This window comes from Chelativorans sp. AA-79, from assembly GCF_029457495.1.
In the GTDB taxonomy this organism is placed as follows: Bacteria; Pseudomonadota; Alphaproteobacteria; order Rhizobiales; family Rhizobiaceae; genus Chelativorans.
The window spans coordinates 1,488,940-1,507,459 of sequence record NZ_CP120361.1; the positions used below are offsets into that span (position 1 = coordinate 1,488,940).

Sequence of the window (18,520 nt, forward strand, 5' to 3'; positions counted from 1 at the left end):
TGGGTGTGTCCGGCTAATCCGCTCGAGGTTCCACTTAGGCGCCTTCTGTTTGATGGAAATCAACGTGGCGGTGAACATATGCTCGAACATCGCACTGCTTGGTGTTGCAGAGCTTGGGTGCATCATCGGTATCTCGCCGAGATCGCAGTGGCAGCACAAAACGCCCATGTCGGGAAGGTCGAATCATGAGGGAACGCCGTTATTTGTTAGGCGCCACACACTGAGGTAAAGGTCTCGTCAAGCGCCTGTTTTTCGTATTGTGGATTTTGATGCGCCATTGGAACAAAAAGAGTGTCCTTCGGATGTGGGTAACCAGAAGGGCCTTGCTGTCTTCAAGTCAGCGAGGCGTATCGGGAGCGGTGGTTGGTGTCTGAGCGGGCGAGAAGTATCCTGGCGCTTCGTTGGTTCTGGATCGCTGCTATCGTCGCGGCAGTTGCAGTCGGCTGGTATCTGACCCAGCGCTTCGCAGAGCCGGAGTTGCCGGACTGGATCGCCTCGGGCAACGGGCGCGTCGAGGCCGTGGCCATCGATATTTCGGCGCGCACGGGCGGCCGCGTCCGCGACATCGTCGTGAAGGAGGGCCAGACCGTCGCACGCGGCGAGGTCCTTGCCCACATGGACACCCAGCAGCTCGATGCCCAGCTGCGCGAGGCGCGGGCGCAGTTGCAGCGCGGGCGGATCGCACGCGATGTGGCAGAGAGCAGTGTCACCCAGGCCGAAGCCGAACATTCCGCGGCTCTCGCCGTCGTCGCGCAGCGCCGGACAGAGCTGGAGTCGGCGGAGCGCCGGTTGAACCGTTCCGAGCAGCTCGCCCGCACCAGCGCGATCTCACAGCAGACGCTCGATGACGACCGCGCCCGTACGGCCGGCGCACGGGCCGCTCTTGACGCTGCCCGTGCTCAATCGGCGTCCGCGGAAGCCGGAATTGCGACGGCACGGGCAAGCATCGTTGATGCGGAAGCGATCGTAGAGGCGGCGGAGGCCGCCATTGAGCGCATTCAGGTGGAGATCGACGACAGCACGCTGCGCTCACCGCGTGACGGCCGCGTACAGTATCTCGTGGCGCAGCCGGGCGAGGTGGTCGCGGGCGGAGGGCGCGTCCTCAACCTGATCGATCTCAACGATGTCTACATGACGTTCTTCTTGCCCACCGTGCAGGCCGGCCGCGTCGCACTTGGCTCGCAGGCGCGGATTGTGCTCGACACAGCGCCCGGCGTGGTGGTGCCGGCCGAAGTGTCTTTCATCTCCGATGTCGCGCAGTTCACGCCGCGCACGGTCGAGACGGCCGAGGAAAGGGTGGGCCTGATGTTCCGCATCCGCGTGCGGGTCGCGCCGGAATTGCTCCAGAAGCACGCCGATTACGTCAAGCCGGGCCTGCCCGGCATGGCCTATGTGAAGCTCGACCCGACGGCGGAGTGGCCCGAGACCCTTCGCACCGGGCTGCTGGAATGACCGGGCGGGCGCGCGACCGGGATACTGCTCCGCTCGCCGCGCGCATGCGGGCCGTGAGCCATTCCTTCAAGAAGACCCGCGCGCTGGACGGCGTGACCATCGATTTTCCGGCCGGCCAGATGATCGGGCTGATCGGACCGGACGGCGTCGGCAAGTCGACCCTGCTGTCGCTGATTGCCGGGGCGCGCAAGGTGCAGCAGGGCGAGGTGGAGGCGCTGGGCGCCGACATGCGCGACGCGCGTCAGCGCAGCTATGTGGGGCCGCGCATCGCCTATATGCCGCAGGGGCTGGGCAAGAACCTCTACCCGACACTCTCGGTGTTCGAGAATGTCGATTTCTTCGGCCGCCTGTTCGGCCATGCCCGCAGGGAGCGCGAGCGGCGCATCCGCGAATTGCTCGAGGCGACGGGCCTCGACCCGTTCCCCGACCGGCCGGTGGGCAAGCTTTCGGGCGGCATGAAGCAGAAGCTTGGCCTCTGCTGCGCGCTGATCCACGACCCGGACCTCCTGATCCTCGACGAGCCGACCACGGGCGTCGACCCGCTTGCGCGGCGACAATTTTGGGAACTGATCAACGGCATCAGGCAGGATCGGCCGGGCATGGGCGTGATCGTGGCCACGGCCTATATGGACGAGGCCTCGGGCTTCGACTGGCTGGTGGCTATGGATGGCGGGCGGGTGCTCGCCACCGGCACGCCGGCCGAGCTTCGGCAGCGCACAGGTACGTCCTCGCTGGACGATGCCTTCATCGAGCTGATGCCCGAAGAGAAGCGCAGGCTCCATCGCAAGGTCGAGATCCCGCCGCGGCCACGGGACGGCGATGGTGATGCCGCCATCGAGGCCGAGGGGCTGACCATCCGCTTCGGCGACTTCACCGCGGTGGAGCATGTCAGCTTCCGCATCCCCAAGGGCGAGATCTTTGGCTTTCTCGGCTCCAACGGCTGTGGCAAGACCACCACAATGAAGATGCTGACCGGCCTCTTGCCGGCGAGCGAGGGCACGGCGAAGCTGTTCGGCCAGGAGGTCGATCCGCGCGACATCGATACGCGCCGGCGCGTCGGCTACATGTCGCAATCCTTCTCCCTTTATACCGAGCTCACCGTCCGGCAGAATCTCGACCTGCACGCCCGCCTCTTCCAGCTTCCCGCAAAGGACATCCCGGGGCGTATCGAGGAAATGGCGAGGCGCTTCGATCTCGTCGACGTCATGGACACGCTGCCCGATGCGCTGCCGCTTGGGCTGACCCAGCGCCTTTCGCTGGCCGTGGCCATGATTCACGCGCCGGAGATGCTGATCCTCGACGAGCCGACCTCCGGCGTCGATCCGATCGCCCGCGACGCGCTCTGGCAAAGCTTCGTGGACCTTTCGCGCAAGGACGGTGTGACCATCTTCATTTCCACCCATTTCATGAACGAGGCGGAACGCTGCGACCGCATCTCGCTGATGCATGCAGGCAAGGTGCTGGTGTCGGACACGCCGGCGGGAATCGTGGAGAAGCGTGGCAGTGCCGATCTGGAGGAAGCCTTCGTCTCCTATCTGGAGGATGCGATCGCGGACGAAAACGGGGCGAGGCCGCAGGCCCGAGAGGTGAACGGCGCGCCAGCTTCGAAGCTGGTGCACGCGATCGCCGGGGGCCACGCGCCGGCCGGGCGTAGACGTCTTCTCGATCCCCGTCGCATCGGCAGCTACGCGCGGCGAGAGACGCTGGAATTGCGGCGCGATCCGATCCGCGCCTCGTTCGCCTTCATCGGCAGCCTCATCCTGCTCTTCGTGCTGGGTTACGGCATCAGCATGGATGTCGAGGATCTTCCCTTCGCCGTCCTCGACCACGACCAGACGACGCTCAGCCGGGACTACACGCTCGATATTGCCGGTTCCCGCTATTTCACGGAGCGCCCCCCGATCGCCGATCCGGCCGATCTCGATCGGCGCATGCGCAATGGCGAGCTGAGCCTCGCCATCGAGATTCCGCCGGGCTTTGCGCGAGAGGTATCAGCAGGGAGGCAGGCGGGCATCGGCGGCTGGATCGACGGCGCCATGCCCTCGCGAGCCGAGACGGCGCAGGGCTATGTCGAGGGGCTGCATGCGCACTGGCTGATGCGGCGGGCGCGCGAGGCCTACGGCGAGCAGGCACTGGCCGGCGATTTCCAGCTTGAGACGCGCTTCCGCTACAATCCCAACGTGGAAAGCCTCATCGCCATGGTGCCGGCGGTCATCGGTCTCGTGCTGCTCTTTATTCCCACCATGCTCTCAACGCTGTCGATCGTGCGCGAGAAGGACCTCGGCTCGATAGTCAATCTCTACGTGACGCCCGTCTCCCGGCTGGAATTCCTGCTTGGCAAGCAGATCCCCTACGTCGTGCTTGCAATGCTAAACTTCGTCACCCTAACCACCTTCGCCGTCTTGGTGCAGGGCGTACCATTCACTGGCTCCATCGTCGCCTATACGATTGGCGGGTTTCTCTACGCGATCGCCGCCACCGGGCTCGGCCTGTTCATATCGAGCTTCATGAACAGTCAGATCGCCGCGATCTTCCTCACCACCATCGTTTCGATGCTGCTCGCGGTGCAATATTCCGGCATGATCGACCCGGTTGCCGCGATGGAGGGTTCGGCCGCCGTGATCGGCGCGATCAACCCGGCAAGCCATTTCATCACCATCTCCCGCGGCGCCTTCTCCAAGGCGCTCGGTTTGGAGGATCTGACCTCATCCTTCCTGCCTCTGCTCATCGCCGGTCCAGTGCTGCTGGCGCTCAGCGTGTTTTTCCTTCGCAAGCAGGCGCGCTGACCATGCGGCTATCGACCATCTGGCGGCTGGGCATCAAGGAGGTGTGGGGGCTTCTGCGCACGCCGGCTCTGCTGGCGCTGATCGGCGCAGCCTTCTCCATCCAGATCTATGCGGCGGCGACGGCGATGCCGTTCACGCTCAACAAAGCGCCGATCTCCGTTGTGGACGAGGACGTCTCGCCGCTCTCCGCCCGCATCGGCTCAGCCTTCTATTTGCCCTACTTCAATCCACCCGAGACGATCACGCTGTCGGAGATGAACCGGCGCATGGATGCGGGCATCGACACCTTCGCGCTCGTCATCCCGCCGCATTTCCAGCGCGACGTGCTGGCCGGTGCGGAGCCTGCGATGCAGCTCAATGTCGACGCCACGCGCATGACACAGGCATTCACCGGAGCGGGCTATGTGCAGGCGATCGTGTCGGGCGAGGTTGCCGAGTTCATGCAACGCTACCGCGCCGCCGACCCGGCCCCGGTAGAACTGGTGCTGCGCGCACGCTTCAATCCCGAGCTCAATCCCGGCTGGTTCAGCGCCATGATGGAGGTCGTCAACAACGTTTCGCTGCTGTCCGTGATCCTGGCGGGCGCGGCGCTCATAAGGGAGCGAGAGCGCGGAACGATCGAGCATCTTCTCGTCATGCCCGTGACGCCTACCGAGATCATGCTCGGCAAGATCTGGCCGATGGCGCTCGTGGTGATGGGCGCGGTGCTTTTCGCGATGACGGTGGTGGTCCAGACATGGCTGGCGATTCCCGTCGCCGGCTCGCTGTGGCTTCTGATGCTGGGCGTGGCGCTGCAACTCTTCGCTACCACCTCGCTCGGCATCCTGCTCGCTACCATCGCCGGCTCCATGCCGCAGTTCGGGCTGCTTCTGATGCTCGTTCTGTTCCCGCTCCAGATCCTCGCTGGCGGGCTCACCCCGGTCGAGAACATGCCGCACGGCCTGCGCGTCCTGATGTCGGCCACGCCCGACATGCATTTCGTGTCGCTTTCGCAGGCAATCCTGTTCCGTGGGGCCGGACTGGACGCGGTCTGGCCTCAATTCGCCGCGCTTGTCCTGATCGGTCTCGCGTTCTTCTCTTTCTCCCTCTGGCGTTTCCGAAAGTCGCTCAGGTAGTCAAGGACCTTGGTTGGGCGGGGGGCACGAGCGTGGCCTGTTCTCGCAGCCGAAGGGCCGAGCTCGTCATCGCCGAGCAGATTGGCCATTCGATACCGTCCAGGGTTGCGCTCGCGAACGCCTGCTGCAGGAAGAGCAGATAGATCACCGCCGCATGCAGGACGAGCGGTAGCGTGCGGCCATCGATTGGCAAACAGCCCAGCGAAGGCGCTTCGCTCGTCCTTACGGTCATTGAAGGCGTTGAAGAGCTGGAACAGTGAATGTCGGTATCGGTAGTTGCGAGCCCCCGCAACCACCGATACCGACACTCCCGTGCGCCCCGCGCCGGGAGTGTCCTTTTTGCAGTCTTTCCAATAGCTTGCCGTTCGATCCAGTTCAGGATCGTGCCGAGCTCTCCGTAGAGAAGCGCATCGATCTCGCCGCGGTTCGGGCCCGGCGTCAGTACGATCTTCTCGATCAGCATCCGAAGCGCTTCCGCGGCCTCCGTCCGTTCCTCGGGACGATTGAGGGCCTCCGTCAGGCGGCCAACCTTCTTCGCATAGATCGGCGCAGCGCTCGGCAAGAGGTCCGGCGTATCTTCAGGCACATCGGCCAGCAACGCCGTTGACGTGCTCCCCGCTTTGTCCCCGCCTATAGGTTAGCCCTGTTCACGTTTTGGGCCGCTCCCCAATGCGCCCTCGGCTGGCGCTAGAGTTTTCCGGCCTTGATCAGCAACACGGGCTGGCTGCGTGTGCCGATTTCATGAGCGCGGCCGGGACATTGTTCCCGATCGCGCCGTGTGGCCGTTGCTCATTATAGTCTCTGCGCCAAGCCTCCAACTTTTCCGCCGCATCCGCAAGGCTCAAGAACCAGTGGGCGTTCAAACATTCCGCCCGCAACCGCGCATTGAATGTCTCGATGAAGGCGTTATCCAGCATGTTGTCGGCGGTGCTTCGTTCCTGAGGTCTGCACTGGCGGCTATGCTGGGCGGATCCGGGCCTCGGGGCACCGGGAGCACGCAAGTGCGGGCAGGCCGTCGAACTGACATGAGCCGCGAGCTCGAGGTCGTTATCTGGCCGCCCCTGCGACCAGCCCGGATGCGCTGCGAGCGCGGATCCGTAATTGTCGTGTCGCCCGCTGGCTCCCTCAACCTTGACTAGGAGAGGAGGAGACCATGCGGATCATTGGCATGGACATCCATCGCGTGGCGGCGGAAGTCGTCGCGCTCTGTGAAGGCGAACTGACGAAGCTTGGACGGGTTCCTATGCTTCGCGATCAGCTCACGGCTTTCGCTCAGAAAGAACTGACCCACGACGACCACGTGATCATCGAAGCGACGGGGAATGCGGCAGCTGTCGCCGAGCTTCTTGAGCCATTCGTAGACCGTGTCGTGATCGCCAACCCGAAGCAGGTACGCATGATCGCGCACACCAAGATCAAGACCGACGCCATTGACGCGGCCGTCTTGGCTAAGCTCTACGCGACCGGATTCCTGCCTGAGGTATGGCGCTGGCGGCCAAGCTGGCGCGCATTGTCTGGGCGGTGCTGCGCAAGGAGCGTGGCTTCGATCCGGCGATCGCGGCAACATAGGGAACACGACGGTCATCGGCTACCGAGCTGGGGCCGCGGCAATCTGCGGGTGGTGGAAAGAAGATGGCCTGACAGTCGAACGGCAACCTGGAAACCTGGACCATTGAACGGTCGACCGAGACCGCTGTGATTATGAGGACCAGGCTGCGCGGATCTCCATCTTGGCCGGGCAATTCCCGAGACCGGATACGTTGACGCAGACTGAACAGAGCAATCTTCAAAATACCCCTTGCAGACGGGGCGGGCCATACGTTCAAGTTCCTTGAGGAGGAGCTTGGATGGCACGTTTCGATCTCACGGACCGGGAGTGGGCGCTGATCGCGCCGCTGCTTCCCAAATAAGCCGCGTGGTGTTGCGCGGACGGATGACCGGCGCGTCCTGAACGGGATTTTCTACATCCTGAGAACGGGCTCGCCCTGGCGCGACCTGCCCGAATGCTATGGCCCTTACACGACGGCCTACAATCGCTACAATCGATGGGCCAAGGCAGGCGTCTGGTTGCGGGTGTTCGAGGCCTTGGCGGCGCCCTCACCGCAGTCGATGCAGTTGATCGACAGTTCCATCGTCCGCGCCCACCAGCATGCCGCCGGCGGTAAAAAGGGGGTCCGGATCACGCCATCGGCCGTTCTCGTGGAGGACTGACCAGCAAGATCCATGTCGTCGTCGACGAGAAGGGATTGCCGGTCCGCCTCGCGCTCACGGCAGGGCAGGCTTCCGACAAAGCCACCGCACCCGACCTGCTACGAGCCCTTCCGGCCGCCGCCATCGTCGTCGCCGACCGCGGCTATGGCTGGCAACACCTGATCGATCTGGTCAGCGAGCGTGGCGGAAAGGCACACATTCCGACCCAACGCGATCGCACGGTCCAGAGATCAGTCGATCCAAGCCTTTATCGCCAGCGCAACCTCGTCGAGCGCTTCTTCTGCAAGCTCAAACACTTCCGAAGGATCGCCACACGCTACGACAAGCTCGCAAGAAACTTCCTCGTAGCCGTAGCTCTCGCAGCAGCACGGCTATGGATGCGAACTTATGAGTTCACTACCTAAATGATCAAGCTGCAAGGGCGGGGAGTGCGCCGATGGCCGAAAGCAACATCGTCTCGTTAATGTGCAGCCACGTCTCGGCGATCAGGCCGTCCTGCATGCGGTAGAGCACCATTCCGTCGAAGGCGATGCGGCGGCCGTCGGCCTTCACGCCGGCGAAGTCGCCGCTGAACGTGGCATGGATCTCCCACCGCGCCGCGACATGCGTATTGTCGGCGAGGAGCGTGTGGACGGTCCAGTCCATGTCGGTGAAGGACTGCCGGAAGACCCGGAAGAAGGTCTTGTAGCTCTCGTGGTCGTTGATCGCGAAGCCGGGGAAGCCGTGGCAGAGGACCGTTGCGTCGACGGTATCGTCGATGACGGCCACGTCCTCGATGTTGCGGGAATGCGTGCCGGCGAGGAAACGTTCGACGGTCTGGCGGTTGATCTGTGCGGTGGTCTGATCGCTCATGATGGGTCCTTTCCGTTTGAGCATAGAATGCGCCTGCAGCCGGGCCGCACCGGCCGTCGCGGACGCGCCGTGGTCTCGCATCGTTCGATGCGCATCGGCACACCTGGCGCAGGGCGTTGTTGGACGTCGCGTTCGCGACGACGGCTGGATGCCGGTGAGTCCGGCAATCCTCGTACGCAGTTGGGGATCGCTCCGCGCGAGATGCCGATGTCCTTCAGCATTGAATCCGGCATTGACATGAGTGTGTACTCGGCGCGCCGCAGTTCGGCTCTACGCTCGATAGCCCGAACACCCGACGCAACGAGGCGGGACAGTGTGGTCCAGGCGGAGGCGATCCGCGATGTAAGGGTGCCCCATACGCCGCGACGGGTATGCGGGAGATAGTCGAGAATTGTCACGGAGTTCCCTTTCGTCGGAACCGCATGTCGCGCGGTCAGGCGAATGCGGCTTCGATGTGTTCGATTGCGAGGGGGTCGACGACCGAGGAGGCGCCTCGGCAATAGGCGCCGGCGACATGGTGGGTCAGTTGCCCCACGCCCTTGCGGGCGAGTGGCAGGTGCCCAGAAAGCACGATGTCGGGATTAAGCCTTTCGATGCTCTTCAGTGTCCTGCCGAGCGTGTCCCGATCGACGGATGTGAGCCATGGCGCATCGATCGACGACCAGCCCAGGAGCCCTTCACGCAGCGTCTCGTCGGCGACTTCCTCGGTGCCGTCCACCGGCTCTGGCAGGAGGGCACCAAAGGAATCGGCGGCGAAGAACACACGTTCCCCGGTGTCGAAGAATCCGATCGTCTCCGGCGCATCGTAATAGGGCGGACGCAGCGGAACGAGCGTGCGGCCGGCAACCTCCAGCCTGGCACCCGGATCGAGCAGGTGGACCCGCGAAACGTCGATTCCCGCGAGGTTCATTTTGCCCATGCCGAGGAAGTTGGTGACGACCTTCGCATGGGGCGCGCGCTCCAGCACCTGGCCGAGGTTGCCGATGTGGTCGGCATCCATGTGGCTGAGCCAGATCCAGCGGAGATCTCCCGGATCGATCTCGCTTTCGAGCGCGGCGACGAACTGGTCGCCGAGGGCGCCGAGGCCCGTGTCTACGAGAACGGGCTCGCGCCCCTTGAGCAGGAAACTGTTGATCGGCAGCGCACCCAGGCCGGGAACCGGCAACCAGGACGGCAAAACCGTCCACTGGTCGGTGACACGGCGGGGAGCAAGCATGGTGGGCGCTTCGATGGCGGACATGGCTGGTTCCTTTCCAATTTCAGTGAACAGATATGTTCAATGTAAAACGGCCAATAGACGTAACGAATCCGCTTGTCAACAGTTGAGTGAACACCTATGTTCATCGAATGGAGAGAAAACGCAGCTACCGCATGTCCGAACGCGCGAAGGCGCAGGAAGAGACGCGGCAGAGGATCGTCGAAGCGACCATGCACCTGCACGAGGAGATCGGCGCACGCGCCACGACAATCAGCGCGATCGCCGAGAAAGCCGGCGTGCAGCGACTCACCGTCTACAGGCACTTTCCGGACGAAACGGCCGTCTTCCAGGCCTGTACGTCTCACTGGCTTTCGCTCAATCCGCCGCCCGATCCGGCATCGTGGGGATCGTTCGACGACCCCCGACGGCGTTTCGACGCGGCGGTGACAGCGTTCTATGCCTACTACGCGTCGACTCGGCGCATGTGGGTGTCCTCTCACCGGGACGTTGCCGAAGTGCCCGCCCTGCAGGGGCCGATGGCGGAGTTCGCGGGCTTTGTCGCTAAGGTCGCGGCCGATCTCACGGGCGCGTTCAAGATAGGCGAGAACCGGGCACAAAAGGTCGAGGCAACGGTTGGCCATGTCCTGGCCTTCCCGACCTGGGACGATCTGGAACAGCGGAACATCCCCGACAGCGTAAAGGTCGGGTTGGCGGGAAGCTGGCTGAACGGCGTTCTTGGGTCGTAGCTATCAGTGCTAGGAAAGCCGACGTTCCAGCATCCTCGAAAGCTAGTATAGATTCGTGTAGTCTTGAAGGAAGCGAACCTGAACCTCAACGGCCGAAATGGGGCCGAGAACAGTCAGTCAGCTTCCAGGGCGATGCTATCAACACTGCCTGTCGGCGTCCCGTCCCTCAAGGGGAGGGAGACAGCGGACGACGCCCCCTCCTCCTTCGAGACGCCGCTTACTCCTTACCGCGACTTGACCCCGAAAGGCGTCGGCGATTCCACATTCATCCCCAGCGGCGTGTCGGGCAGCACCGGCGCCACCTTGATTCCCGGCAGGCACTTCACCGTCACCGGATAGGTGAGCCCGTCGCGCTGGTTGGCAGTGTTGCCGATATTCCACTTGTTCTGCGCGGCCTTGTTCTTGCGCGCCGCCACCGCGTCGAGCTCAAAATAGGCGTTGGCCGAAACCGTCCAGGCCTGCGACAGTACCTGGGTCTTCGACATGCCCCCATTCACCTTGTTCTGCAGATTGGCCGTGCAGGCCATTACCGGGTCCGCCATTTGCCATTTGATCTTGCCTGCGGGCACCACCGCGTCATGGTGGAAATCGACCGTCCGCCGCGAACCGCTGCCCACATCCCGGCCCTTGAAGCTCCGGCTCCACATCCCGCCATCGCCCTCGAAATAGAGCACGCCCGAAAACGCCCCCAGCTTCATCGCCACGATGCGCTCGCCACTAGTCGCCCGCGCATAAAGCCTGAGCAGGAACTTATGGCTCGGCGACTTGACGCCGACATACCCGCCCGCATTGGCCGAAACCTCCACCGGTACGATATCGATCCCGTCCCGGCTCACCTCCACCGTCTCGATCCAGTCCGCCGCCAAAGCCCCGGACGAAACCGCTACCAGTAGCCCCGCCGCTAGGCCGGTGCGCCAAAGGTTCTTCATCATCATCTCGAATGCCCTCCCAATTCAGGTTTACAACATACATGAGAGCACTATGCACCTGCGGCTGAACGCATAATGAGAGGAGCGTTCAGGCAGGGTTCAGAGGCGGCGAAGCGGAGCGCTCACCGCAGCCCCACCTCGCCCCTCCGGGACCTGCTGCACAACCTGGCTTTGTGATTATGGGATGGGCCCCCCGTCTCCGGAGCGATCGTTTAATGACAGAGAGGATCAGATCCTTGTTTCGGCGGATCATCGACTGGCGGTGGCTGCTGGAGCAGCCTGATGCGCTGGCTGTAGTCGGTCTTCACATGGTTCGCCCTGACCAGGCCGGTCCGCATCGTCTGCGCGATCAGCCTCGCATCGCGCCGATCCGTTTTGACGTGGAGGCGTTGGCGAAGGCCTTCATCTGACGGGACCTCGATGCAGTGAACAGGCAGGTCACGTTCGGCACGGCCGCCAAGCGATCCAGCTTCCAATCCACGCGGCTGATCGTTCCGGCTACGCCGGCAACACATTCGCCGATACGTCAGGATGGCTGGCGTGGTCGTAGGCAATGTCTGCTAGTGGGAAGTGACAAAGCTGGGCTCTACCACCGAAACGGGGCGCATTGCGGTCAAAGCGCACCGATCACGTGAATGGCCGCTCCCACCCGCGCATAGCGCGCCGGTGGTATTCCGACATGCCGCCTAAAGGCGGTGCTGAACGTGCTCGCTGAGCCGTAGCCGACCCGGGCCGCAACATGCTCGATCGCGAATTCGTGCTTGCGTAACAAGCGCTTGGCGAGCGCCCTGCGCCAGGCGAGCAGATATTCCATCGGCGGCATTCCGACGATCCGATTGAAGCGGGCGAAGAAGGCCGAGCGTGACATCGCTGCCTCAGCCGCGAGATCCGCGACCGTCCAGCCATGCGCAGGCTTCGCATGCATTGCCCGCAAGGCCGCAACCAGACGATCGTCGGAAAGCCCGCGCGCGACGCTTGGCACCGGGGCCGTGTCGGCACAACAGCGCAACGCCTCGATCAGCAGCACCTCCAACAGGCGTTCAAGCACCAGTTCACGCCCAGGCCGCGATCGGCGGGTCTCGTCGCCGACCAACTGCATCAGCGTTGCAAGCCGCGGCTCGCCGCGCGCCACCACCATAGCCGGGAGCAAGGATATGAGCAGGGCCGCGTCAGGCGATGCGAAACTACATAGCCCGACCTGCATCCTGAGATTGATCGACTCATCCGATCGGCCGACACGGAAGCGCCCCTCGCCAAGCTCGACCGGCAGCATGTCGATCCCATGAGGCGGCGCTTCGATGCTCTCGATGATCTGATCGTTGGTCGAGGGAGATAGCAGGAAATCGCCGGCGCGCACGATGATAGAGGGCTGGCCCGCACAGACCACGCGGCACTCGCCTTCCAGGACCGCGAAATAGACCGGCTTTCCTTCGACATCGCGACGGATACGCCAGCGTCCGGCATATTCGACCAGCTTGGAGAAGCTGGCGGACGGTTGGAGAAGGGTCACGATCTCGGAAAGCGGATCTATGGTCATATCAGGACTATCGCAAATTTATTCGGGACGTTCACCTATACAAAGTCTCACTCGAGATGGCCATCTTCGGGTCGCCTTCAACAATTTCGGAGCAATCTCATGCCCAGCGTCCTCATCACCGGCTGTTCCTCCGGCTTCGGCCTCGAAACCGCGAAACTGTTCCTCGATCACGGCTGGAAGGTGGTCGCCACGATGCGCAAGCCCAGTCCCGACATTCTTCCCGCTTCGGACAATCTCGTTCTCCTGCCGCTCGATGTCACCGATCCCGCGAGCATCGCCAGCGCCATGGAAAGGGCCGGCGAGATCGACGTGCTGGTCAACAATGCCGGGTTCGGTGCGGCAGTACCGATCGAGCTGATCGAGCCCGAGACGGCAAGTCAGTTGTTCGAGACCAACACATTGGGCACGTTGGCCATGTTGCAGGCGGTCCTGCCCGGGTTTCGCGAGCGCCGGTCGGGCGTGATCATCAACGTTACCTCTACGGCAACGCTCAAGCCCCTGCCACTCGTCAGCGTCTATCGCGCGAGCAAGGCGGCGGTGAACGCGCTCACCGAAAGCCTCGCGGTCGAGATGGAGCCGTTCGGCGTGCGCGTCCATATCGTGCTCCCCGGCCGCTCGCCGGAAACCCAGTTTGGCGAGAACGCAATACCGCACCTGCGCGGACTCGATAACCCCGACTACAAGCTGCTGATCGAAGGCATGATCGCCAATTTCCGCGAGGATAGCGGTCCTGTCACCCATGCCGGCGATGTGGCGGAAGCCGTCTGGCGGGCGGCCACCGACGCGAACGCGCCACTCCGGATTCCGGCGGGAGCGGATGCGGTGCAATGGATGGCCGAGGTGGCCTGATCCTCGACCACCGCCGAGCGTCTGGCGTTTACGGCGGATTGTTGAGATTGTAACCGCGCAGCTCTGGTGCCCGGCACCTGAGCTGCGCTCGATAACATGCGTTCGGCCTTGACCGCGCCGAGATGTTTGCTCCGCTCCTCAGCTCGGCACGACCGCGATGGCCCCTCTTTCCTCAAAACCTGCATTAAGAGGGCCTGTAGCGGGCCATTGAGTAGAAATAGTTCTCGTCGCTATCTCGTCGCTCGACTCGAAGGCGCTCAGGTCCACCACATCAAGACGAACATAGGAATCGATCTCACGGAGCTCGGCCTGATCTCCGAGGAATACGTCACGCGGATGGAGGAACGGAAGGCGGCGGCCGCCACCGTCACCAAGACCAAGTGGCTCCTCGAAGACCTAGCCAGCCCGCTCGCCAAGCGTCCCATCAAAGAGATCACCCCGGCCGAAATCCTCCAGATCCTCCAGAAGATCGAGAAGAGCGGTCGAAGAGAGACGGCGCGGCGCTTGCGCGGCGTGATCGGCAGTGTCTTTCGGCTGGCCATTGTCACCCTCAGGGCTGAAACTGACCCGACCCTGGCCCTCCAGGGCGCGCTCCAGCCGCCGAAAGCCAATGGCCGTGCCGCTATCACTGATGAGAGAAAATTCGGTCAACTGCTTGTGGCGATCGATGACTACGACGGCTGGCCGACCATCAAAGCTGCTCTCCAGTTCCTCGCCCTCACCTGTGTCCGCCCCGGCGAGGTACGGGGAGCTACCCGCGACGAGTTCGACCTAAGGAAGGCCGTCTGGCACATTCCAGCAGAGCGCATGAAGATGCGTGCCCCGCACGATGTGCCGCTATCCAAGAGGCGCTTTTGGTCTTGGAAGAGGTCCGGCCGCTCTCCGAGCACGGCGGATTGATCTTTCCTTCGATCCGCTCGACCAGGCGTCCCCTCTCCGAGAACGCCATGAATGCCGCGCTGCGGCGTATGGGGGACAGCAAGGACGAAGTGACCGCCCACGGCTTCCGGGTGACCGCGAGCACCATACTCAACGCCCGCAACTACGATCCAGACGTTATCGAGGCGGTGCTGGCGCACCAAGACAAGAACGCCATCCGGCGAACCTACAACCGCGCCACCTATTGGGAGCAGCGGGTGACGCTGATGCAGGAGTGGGGAGATTTGCTAGACGCACTGAAGGCGCCCCGCTAGCTTTGCGCACATTCCACAGCTCGCCGCCCTCCAGGCTGGCGTAATCGCCCACAGCGGCGTCATCTTTAGGAGAGAGATAGCTGTTGATCGCGGAATTTTCTCGTAGCTATCGCTCGGTTTTAAGGAGCTCCCGGAACCTCGTGTGGATGGTTACAGCGTGGTCACCGAAGAGTTCATTCTCCTGCCCGGCGACAAGCTACGGGCAAGGTGATGGGCATCGTCCATTTCACTAGAGTCAAAGACGAAGGGGGACTTGAAATCCATTCTGAGGTTGTACTGAGCATGCAGATGCTGCCTGTACCAACCCGTCCTGCTTCGATGTTTCACTGTTCCTCATCAAACCCAGAGCCGAACAATCGCTTGACCTCAACAGCAACAGGTATGATGTCGGTACGATGGACTGGATCTTCACATTCGGCTAGCAGGGGGAGGGCCCATGCTGCCAAGCAGTTCTATGCGCACACAGATCGGGACGCTCATTATCGCAACGAGCGGGATCCAGTTCGCCAACGGGTTCTTTGGAACCTTCATTTCCTTACGTGTGGCGCTGGAAGACTTCGACGCGATCATGGCGGGCCTCGTGCTCAGCAGTTACTTTGCCGGTTTTACAGTTGGCGCGGTGTCATGTGGACGGATCATCGAACGGACTGGGCACATACGCGCATATGCCGCCTTTGCCGGGCTCGCCGTGACGGCGACTGCGGCCATGCCTTTGATGGTCGACGCGCTGCCGTGGCTGGCTCTGCGATCCATCGTCGGGTTTGGTTGCGCCGGTATCTTCGTCACGACAGAGAGCTGGTTGAACGCCAAAGCCCAGCAGTCGGAGCGCGGCCGCATCTTCTCGCTCTATATGGTCGGTACATTTATCGGGCTTGCGTTCGGACAAATCCTGGTTGGCCGAACAGCAGTCGAAACGGCAGCGCCGTTCAACCTGATCTGCGTCCTGTTTGCCATAGCATTGGTCATGGTATGCACGACGCGTGCCGAGCCGCCCCGAGCGGTCGGCGCGCCGTTTTTACCATACGGCCGACTCGCGCGCGCCGCGCCAATTGCGGTCGTCGGCGCTGCGCTCACCGGACTGATGACAAGCTCGTTCTATGCGCTCGTTCCGGCTTGGATGCAGGGCGAGGGCATCAAACAAACGACGATCGGGCTTATCATGCTCGCGGCCGTCTTTGGCGGCCTCGCGTTTCAGGTTCCGGCCGGTCGACTTTCCGACCGATTTGACCGGCGTCTGGTTCTGGCCGCGCTCAGCGTCGGCCTCGCGATCGTCGCGCTTTTCGTGGTTCAACTGCCACAGAACCTAACCATGATCATGGCGGGCGGCGTTCTGCTTGGTGGCTTCCTTTCCACTCTGTATCCCGTATGCGTCGCTCATGCGCACGATCGCATGCCAGCCGATCAGGTGGTGGCCGTAAGCAGCAGGCTCATTCTTGTAAGCGGACTGGGCTCGGTGGCTGGGCCACTCGTCGGCATGAGCATAATGAGGCGCTTCGATATAGACGGCGTGTTTTACCTGATTGCCACAGCGGCGGGCCTGCTGGCGCTTCTGGCCGTGGGCAGAAGTTTCACTTCATCACCGCCGCCGCACTCGGAAAGGCCCTTCGATGTTCTGGCACCGCAGACGGCACCTCTCGCGCACGACTCTTCAGGCTCTTCCCATACGTCCGAACTGTCAAAAGGAGGCAAGGTAGTGCGCGAAGCATCCCGTCCCAAGTGATGGCCTCGGACCCCACGCCCGTCTGCTGATCCTCGTGCGCACGTGATAATCACGCATTCTCCCCTCGATGCTTGCTCCTCACTGCTAGTTGCCCAATTTCGACTTCAGCCGCTCGATTTCCCCGGTGCTCCAGTCTTGGATGCCGGTCACCTCGACCCAGGCGTCGATGTAATGCGCGGGGGCGTAGACATGGCCGTGTCCCATCTGAGCAGTCGTCGCCATTGCCATGTCCACCGCCAGCTGAAGCACTGTCACGACCGGATACCATCGCATGTCCGGCGACACATCGGGGCCGCGCGGCGGTCTCATCCAGTCCGGTTCGCGGTAGGCATAGCGGTAGTCGAAGAACGTGACAGGGTCGCTGGCATATTGGAGATAAACGTACCGCATGGGGCCCCAACTCGATCCCGAGTTCGGCTTCGCGGCTGCGCCATCCTGATTCATGAATCGAGCGAAGGAGCCGTCCCGGAACCGGGGCAGCCAGGCAGGCGACCTGGGATCGCGATTGGCGGTCAGGAAACGCCAAAGCCTGCTCGGATAGGGCGGCCCGCTCCACAACGCGCCCTGGAACGGATCGCCGATCACCTCGATGAGATCGGTCGATTGCTCCGAGTTCATCGCGCCGAGGCTCAGGCCGTGCAGATAAAGTTTGGGGCGGCGCTTCTTGGGGAGACTCGTCCAATAACCATAAATCTCCTTGAAGAGGGCGCGTGCGGTATCGGCGCCATAGCCCGGCTCCGTCAGCAAGGAGAGCCAACTCGCGAGGTAGGAATATTGGACCGCAACGCTCGCCACGTCGCCGTTGTGGAGATATTCCAGACTGTCCATCGCCGCCGGATCGACCCAGCCGGTGCCGGTGGGGGTCACCACGACAAGCACCGAACGCTCGAACCCGCCGACGCGCTTCAATTCTTCAAGTGCTAGCCGCGCGCGCTCATCCACGGCCGCGGCTGAGCGAAGTCCGACATAGACGCGAATGGGTTCGGGCGCATCCTTCCCGGAGAAGGCTCGCAACTCCTTGCTGGTCGGCCCTGAGGAGACGAACTCCCGTCCCGCCCGCCCGAGATCGCCCCATTCGAGCAGGGAGACGCTGCTGCCGGTTTTGAGGGGGGCGGTGGGCCGTCGGGTTTCAGGCTCGATCAGGGCATCGAATTGCTGAAAGGAGGAGTCCGCCACATCGAGCGCGATCCGGAAGAGAATACCGCTGATGATCGACCAGAACAGCATGGTTGCAGCGACGACGCCGATCACGTTGGCCACCCGTGTCGGCATGAAGCGGCGGGCCTTCGCGGCCGCGAAGCGGAACGTAAGCTGAAAGAGCCGTGCCAGCGCGATCAGGACGGAAAAAGTCACGAATGCGATCAGGCCGACTTTGAGCGGATGCACGCTCTCGACAGGTCCCAGGCCCATAATCTCGCGGATCGAATTCTGCCACCGCGCAGCCTGCCAGAGGAAGAGAACGGCAACAAAAATGCAGATGACAGCTGCGCCGAGCTTGGCTGCACGCACGACGCGGCCCTGCGGGACAGGCAATTCCATGTAGGACCACAGCCAGGACACGAGCACACCGACGAAATATCCGGCGGCCAAAGAACATCCGGAGAGGACCCCTTGCGTAAAATATGTCCGCGGCAACAGGCTTGGAGTCAGGGAGAACGCAAAAAACAGTGTTCCAAGGAGCAGGCCTGCGGTCGAGAAAGACAGCCAAAGCCTGACAAGCCAATATCTCATAAACGGTCAGGCCTATATGAACGGCTCAAAGCCGTCCGGGAATTCCTGCATAGATCACCATGCGAGGCTCGAGCACGACGGAGGTTCTCCGCAATCTTCTTTGGGAGCCATCAGCCTCCCTCCTTGTTCTCGCTCTACCTATCCATCGCACGATCAATTCTGGTTCCGCTCGCCTCTCCGTGTTGACGTTTCCACGTATGC

The 18,520-nt window shown here is 62.7% G+C and carries 15 protein-coding genes and 3 pseudogenes; 11 read left to right on the top strand and 7 right to left on the bottom strand.

The genetic code is table 11. The features are described 5' to 3' along the window. Nucleotides 1-420: 420 nt before the first annotated feature. Genes PVE73_RS07295 through PVE73_RS07305 form a run of 3 tightly spaced genes read left to right on the top strand, consistent with a single transcriptional unit; the run spans nucleotide 421 to nucleotide 5,353 of the window. Complete coding sequence (locus PVE73_RS07295) at nucleotides 421-1,452, top strand: HlyD family efflux transporter periplasmic adaptor subunit (protein WP_277367378.1); 1,032 nt, start codon at nucleotides 421-423, stop codon at nucleotides 1,450-1,452. Next, entirely contained in the window at nucleotides 1,449-4,238 is a 2,790-nt protein-coding gene (gene rbbA / locus PVE73_RS07300) for a ribosome-associated ATPase/putative transporter RbbA (protein WP_277366306.1), read from the top strand. Before PVE73_RS07295 ends, rbbA begins: the two co-directional genes overlap by 4 nt. A gap of 2 nt (nucleotides 4,239-4,240) precedes the next feature. Further along, complete coding sequence (locus PVE73_RS07305) at nucleotides 4,241-5,353, top strand: ABC transporter permease (protein ID WP_277366307.1); 1,113 nt, start codon at nucleotides 4,241-4,243, stop codon at nucleotides 5,351-5,353. Here the strand turns inward: PVE73_RS07305 and PVE73_RS07310 are convergent. Then, a complete protein-coding gene (locus tag PVE73_RS07310) occupies nucleotides 5,346-5,951 on the bottom strand; it encodes a hypothetical protein (protein WP_277366308.1) in 606 nt (201 codons plus the stop codon). The two genes, PVE73_RS07305 and PVE73_RS07310, sit on opposite strands and share 8 nt — an antisense overlap. A 109-nt stretch (nucleotides 5,952-6,060) precedes the next feature. Then, nucleotides 6,061-6,264: pseudogene (locus PVE73_RS07315) on the bottom strand (transposase); the annotation flags it as partial. 242 nt (nucleotides 6,265-6,506) lie between these two features. Here PVE73_RS07315 and PVE73_RS07320 point away from each other — a divergent pair. Both PVE73_RS07320 and PVE73_RS07325 read left to right on the top strand, forming a co-directional pair. Continuing rightward, nucleotides 6,507-6,839, top strand: a pseudogene (locus PVE73_RS07320) (transposase); the annotation flags it as partial. A 361-nt stretch (nucleotides 6,840-7,200) separates the two neighbouring features. Next, nucleotides 7,201-7,968: pseudogene (locus PVE73_RS07325) on the top strand (IS5 family transposase). 4 nt (nucleotides 7,969-7,972) lie between these two features. On the opposite strand, the gene PVE73_RS07330 reads toward PVE73_RS07325, so the two are convergent. Further along, on the bottom strand, nucleotides 7,973-8,416 hold the full coding sequence (locus tag PVE73_RS07330) for an ester cyclase (RefSeq protein WP_277366309.1): 444 nt from the start codon (nucleotides 8,414-8,416) through the stop codon (nucleotides 7,973-7,975). 433 nt (nucleotides 8,417-8,849) lie between these two features. Then, nucleotides 8,850-9,656, bottom strand: coding sequence for an MBL fold metallo-hydrolase (locus PVE73_RS07335; protein ID WP_277366310.1), 807 nt, complete (start codon nucleotides 9,654-9,656; stop codon nucleotides 8,850-8,852). A gap of 131 nt (nucleotides 9,657-9,787) precedes the next feature. Here PVE73_RS07335 and PVE73_RS07340 point away from each other — a divergent pair, with 131 nt between their 5' ends. Continuing rightward, nucleotides 9,788-10,360, top strand: coding sequence for a TetR/AcrR family transcriptional regulator (locus PVE73_RS07340; RefSeq protein WP_277366311.1), 573 nt, complete (start codon nucleotides 9,788-9,790; stop codon nucleotides 10,358-10,360). A gap of 224 nt (nucleotides 10,361-10,584) precedes the next feature. Here PVE73_RS07340 and PVE73_RS07345 read toward each other — a convergent pair whose 3' ends face one another. Further along, nucleotides 10,585-11,295, bottom strand: a complete 711-nt coding sequence (locus tag PVE73_RS07345) for a hypothetical protein (protein ID WP_277366312.1) — start codon at nucleotides 11,293-11,295, stop codon at nucleotides 10,585-10,587. Between the two features lie 230 nt (nucleotides 11,296-11,525). Here PVE73_RS07345 and PVE73_RS07350 point away from each other — a divergent pair, with 230 nt between their 5' ends. Further along, nucleotides 11,526-11,699 (top strand): hypothetical protein, encoded by a 174-nt coding sequence (locus PVE73_RS07350; RefSeq protein ID WP_277367598.1) that lies wholly within the window; start codon nucleotides 11,526-11,528, stop codon nucleotides 11,697-11,699. A 203-nt stretch (nucleotides 11,700-11,902) separates the two neighbouring features. On the opposite strand, the gene PVE73_RS07355 is transcribed toward PVE73_RS07350, so the two are convergent. Continuing rightward, complete coding sequence (locus PVE73_RS07355; RefSeq protein ID WP_277366313.1) at nucleotides 11,903-12,826, bottom strand: AraC family transcriptional regulator; 924 nt, start codon at nucleotides 12,824-12,826, stop codon at nucleotides 11,903-11,905. A 99-nt stretch (nucleotides 12,827-12,925) separates the two neighbouring features. On the opposite strand from PVE73_RS07355, the gene PVE73_RS07360 reads away from it, so the two are divergent. The 4 genes from PVE73_RS07360 to PVE73_RS07375 all read left to right on the top strand — a co-directional run bounded on the left by PVE73_RS07360 (nucleotide 12,926) and on the right by PVE73_RS07375 (nucleotide 16,588). Beyond that, nucleotides 12,926-13,675 (top strand): SDR family oxidoreductase, encoded by a 750-nt coding sequence (locus tag PVE73_RS07360; RefSeq protein WP_277366314.1) that lies wholly within the window; start codon nucleotides 12,926-12,928, stop codon nucleotides 13,673-13,675. 336 nt (nucleotides 13,676-14,011) lie between these two features. After that, nucleotides 14,012-14,575: a hypothetical protein gene (locus PVE73_RS07365; RefSeq protein WP_277366315.1), complete on the top strand. Its 564-nt coding sequence runs from the start codon at nucleotides 14,012-14,014 to the stop codon at nucleotides 14,573-14,575. After that, the gene (locus tag PVE73_RS07370) at nucleotides 14,572-14,868 is read left to right on the top strand and encodes a tyrosine-type recombinase/integrase (protein WP_277366316.1); all 297 of its coding nucleotides are present in this window, start codon (nucleotides 14,572-14,574) and stop codon (nucleotides 14,866-14,868) included. Before PVE73_RS07365 ends, PVE73_RS07370 begins: the two co-directional genes overlap by 4 nt. A 436-nt stretch (nucleotides 14,869-15,304) precedes the next feature. Next, nucleotides 15,305-16,588 (top strand): MFS transporter, encoded by a 1,284-nt coding sequence (locus PVE73_RS07375; RefSeq protein ID WP_277366317.1) that lies wholly within the window; start codon nucleotides 15,305-15,307, stop codon nucleotides 16,586-16,588. Nucleotides 16,589-16,672: 84 nt separating this feature from the next. Here the strand turns inward: PVE73_RS07375 and PVE73_RS07380 are convergent, their stop codons facing one another. Next, nucleotides 16,673-18,319 carry an alpha/beta-hydrolase family protein gene (locus PVE73_RS07380; protein WP_277366318.1) on the bottom strand — a complete coding sequence of 549 codons (1,647 nt, stop codon included), beginning with the start codon at nucleotides 18,317-18,319 and terminating at the stop codon, nucleotides 16,673-16,675. Between the last annotated feature and the right edge of the window lie 201 nt (nucleotides 18,320-18,520).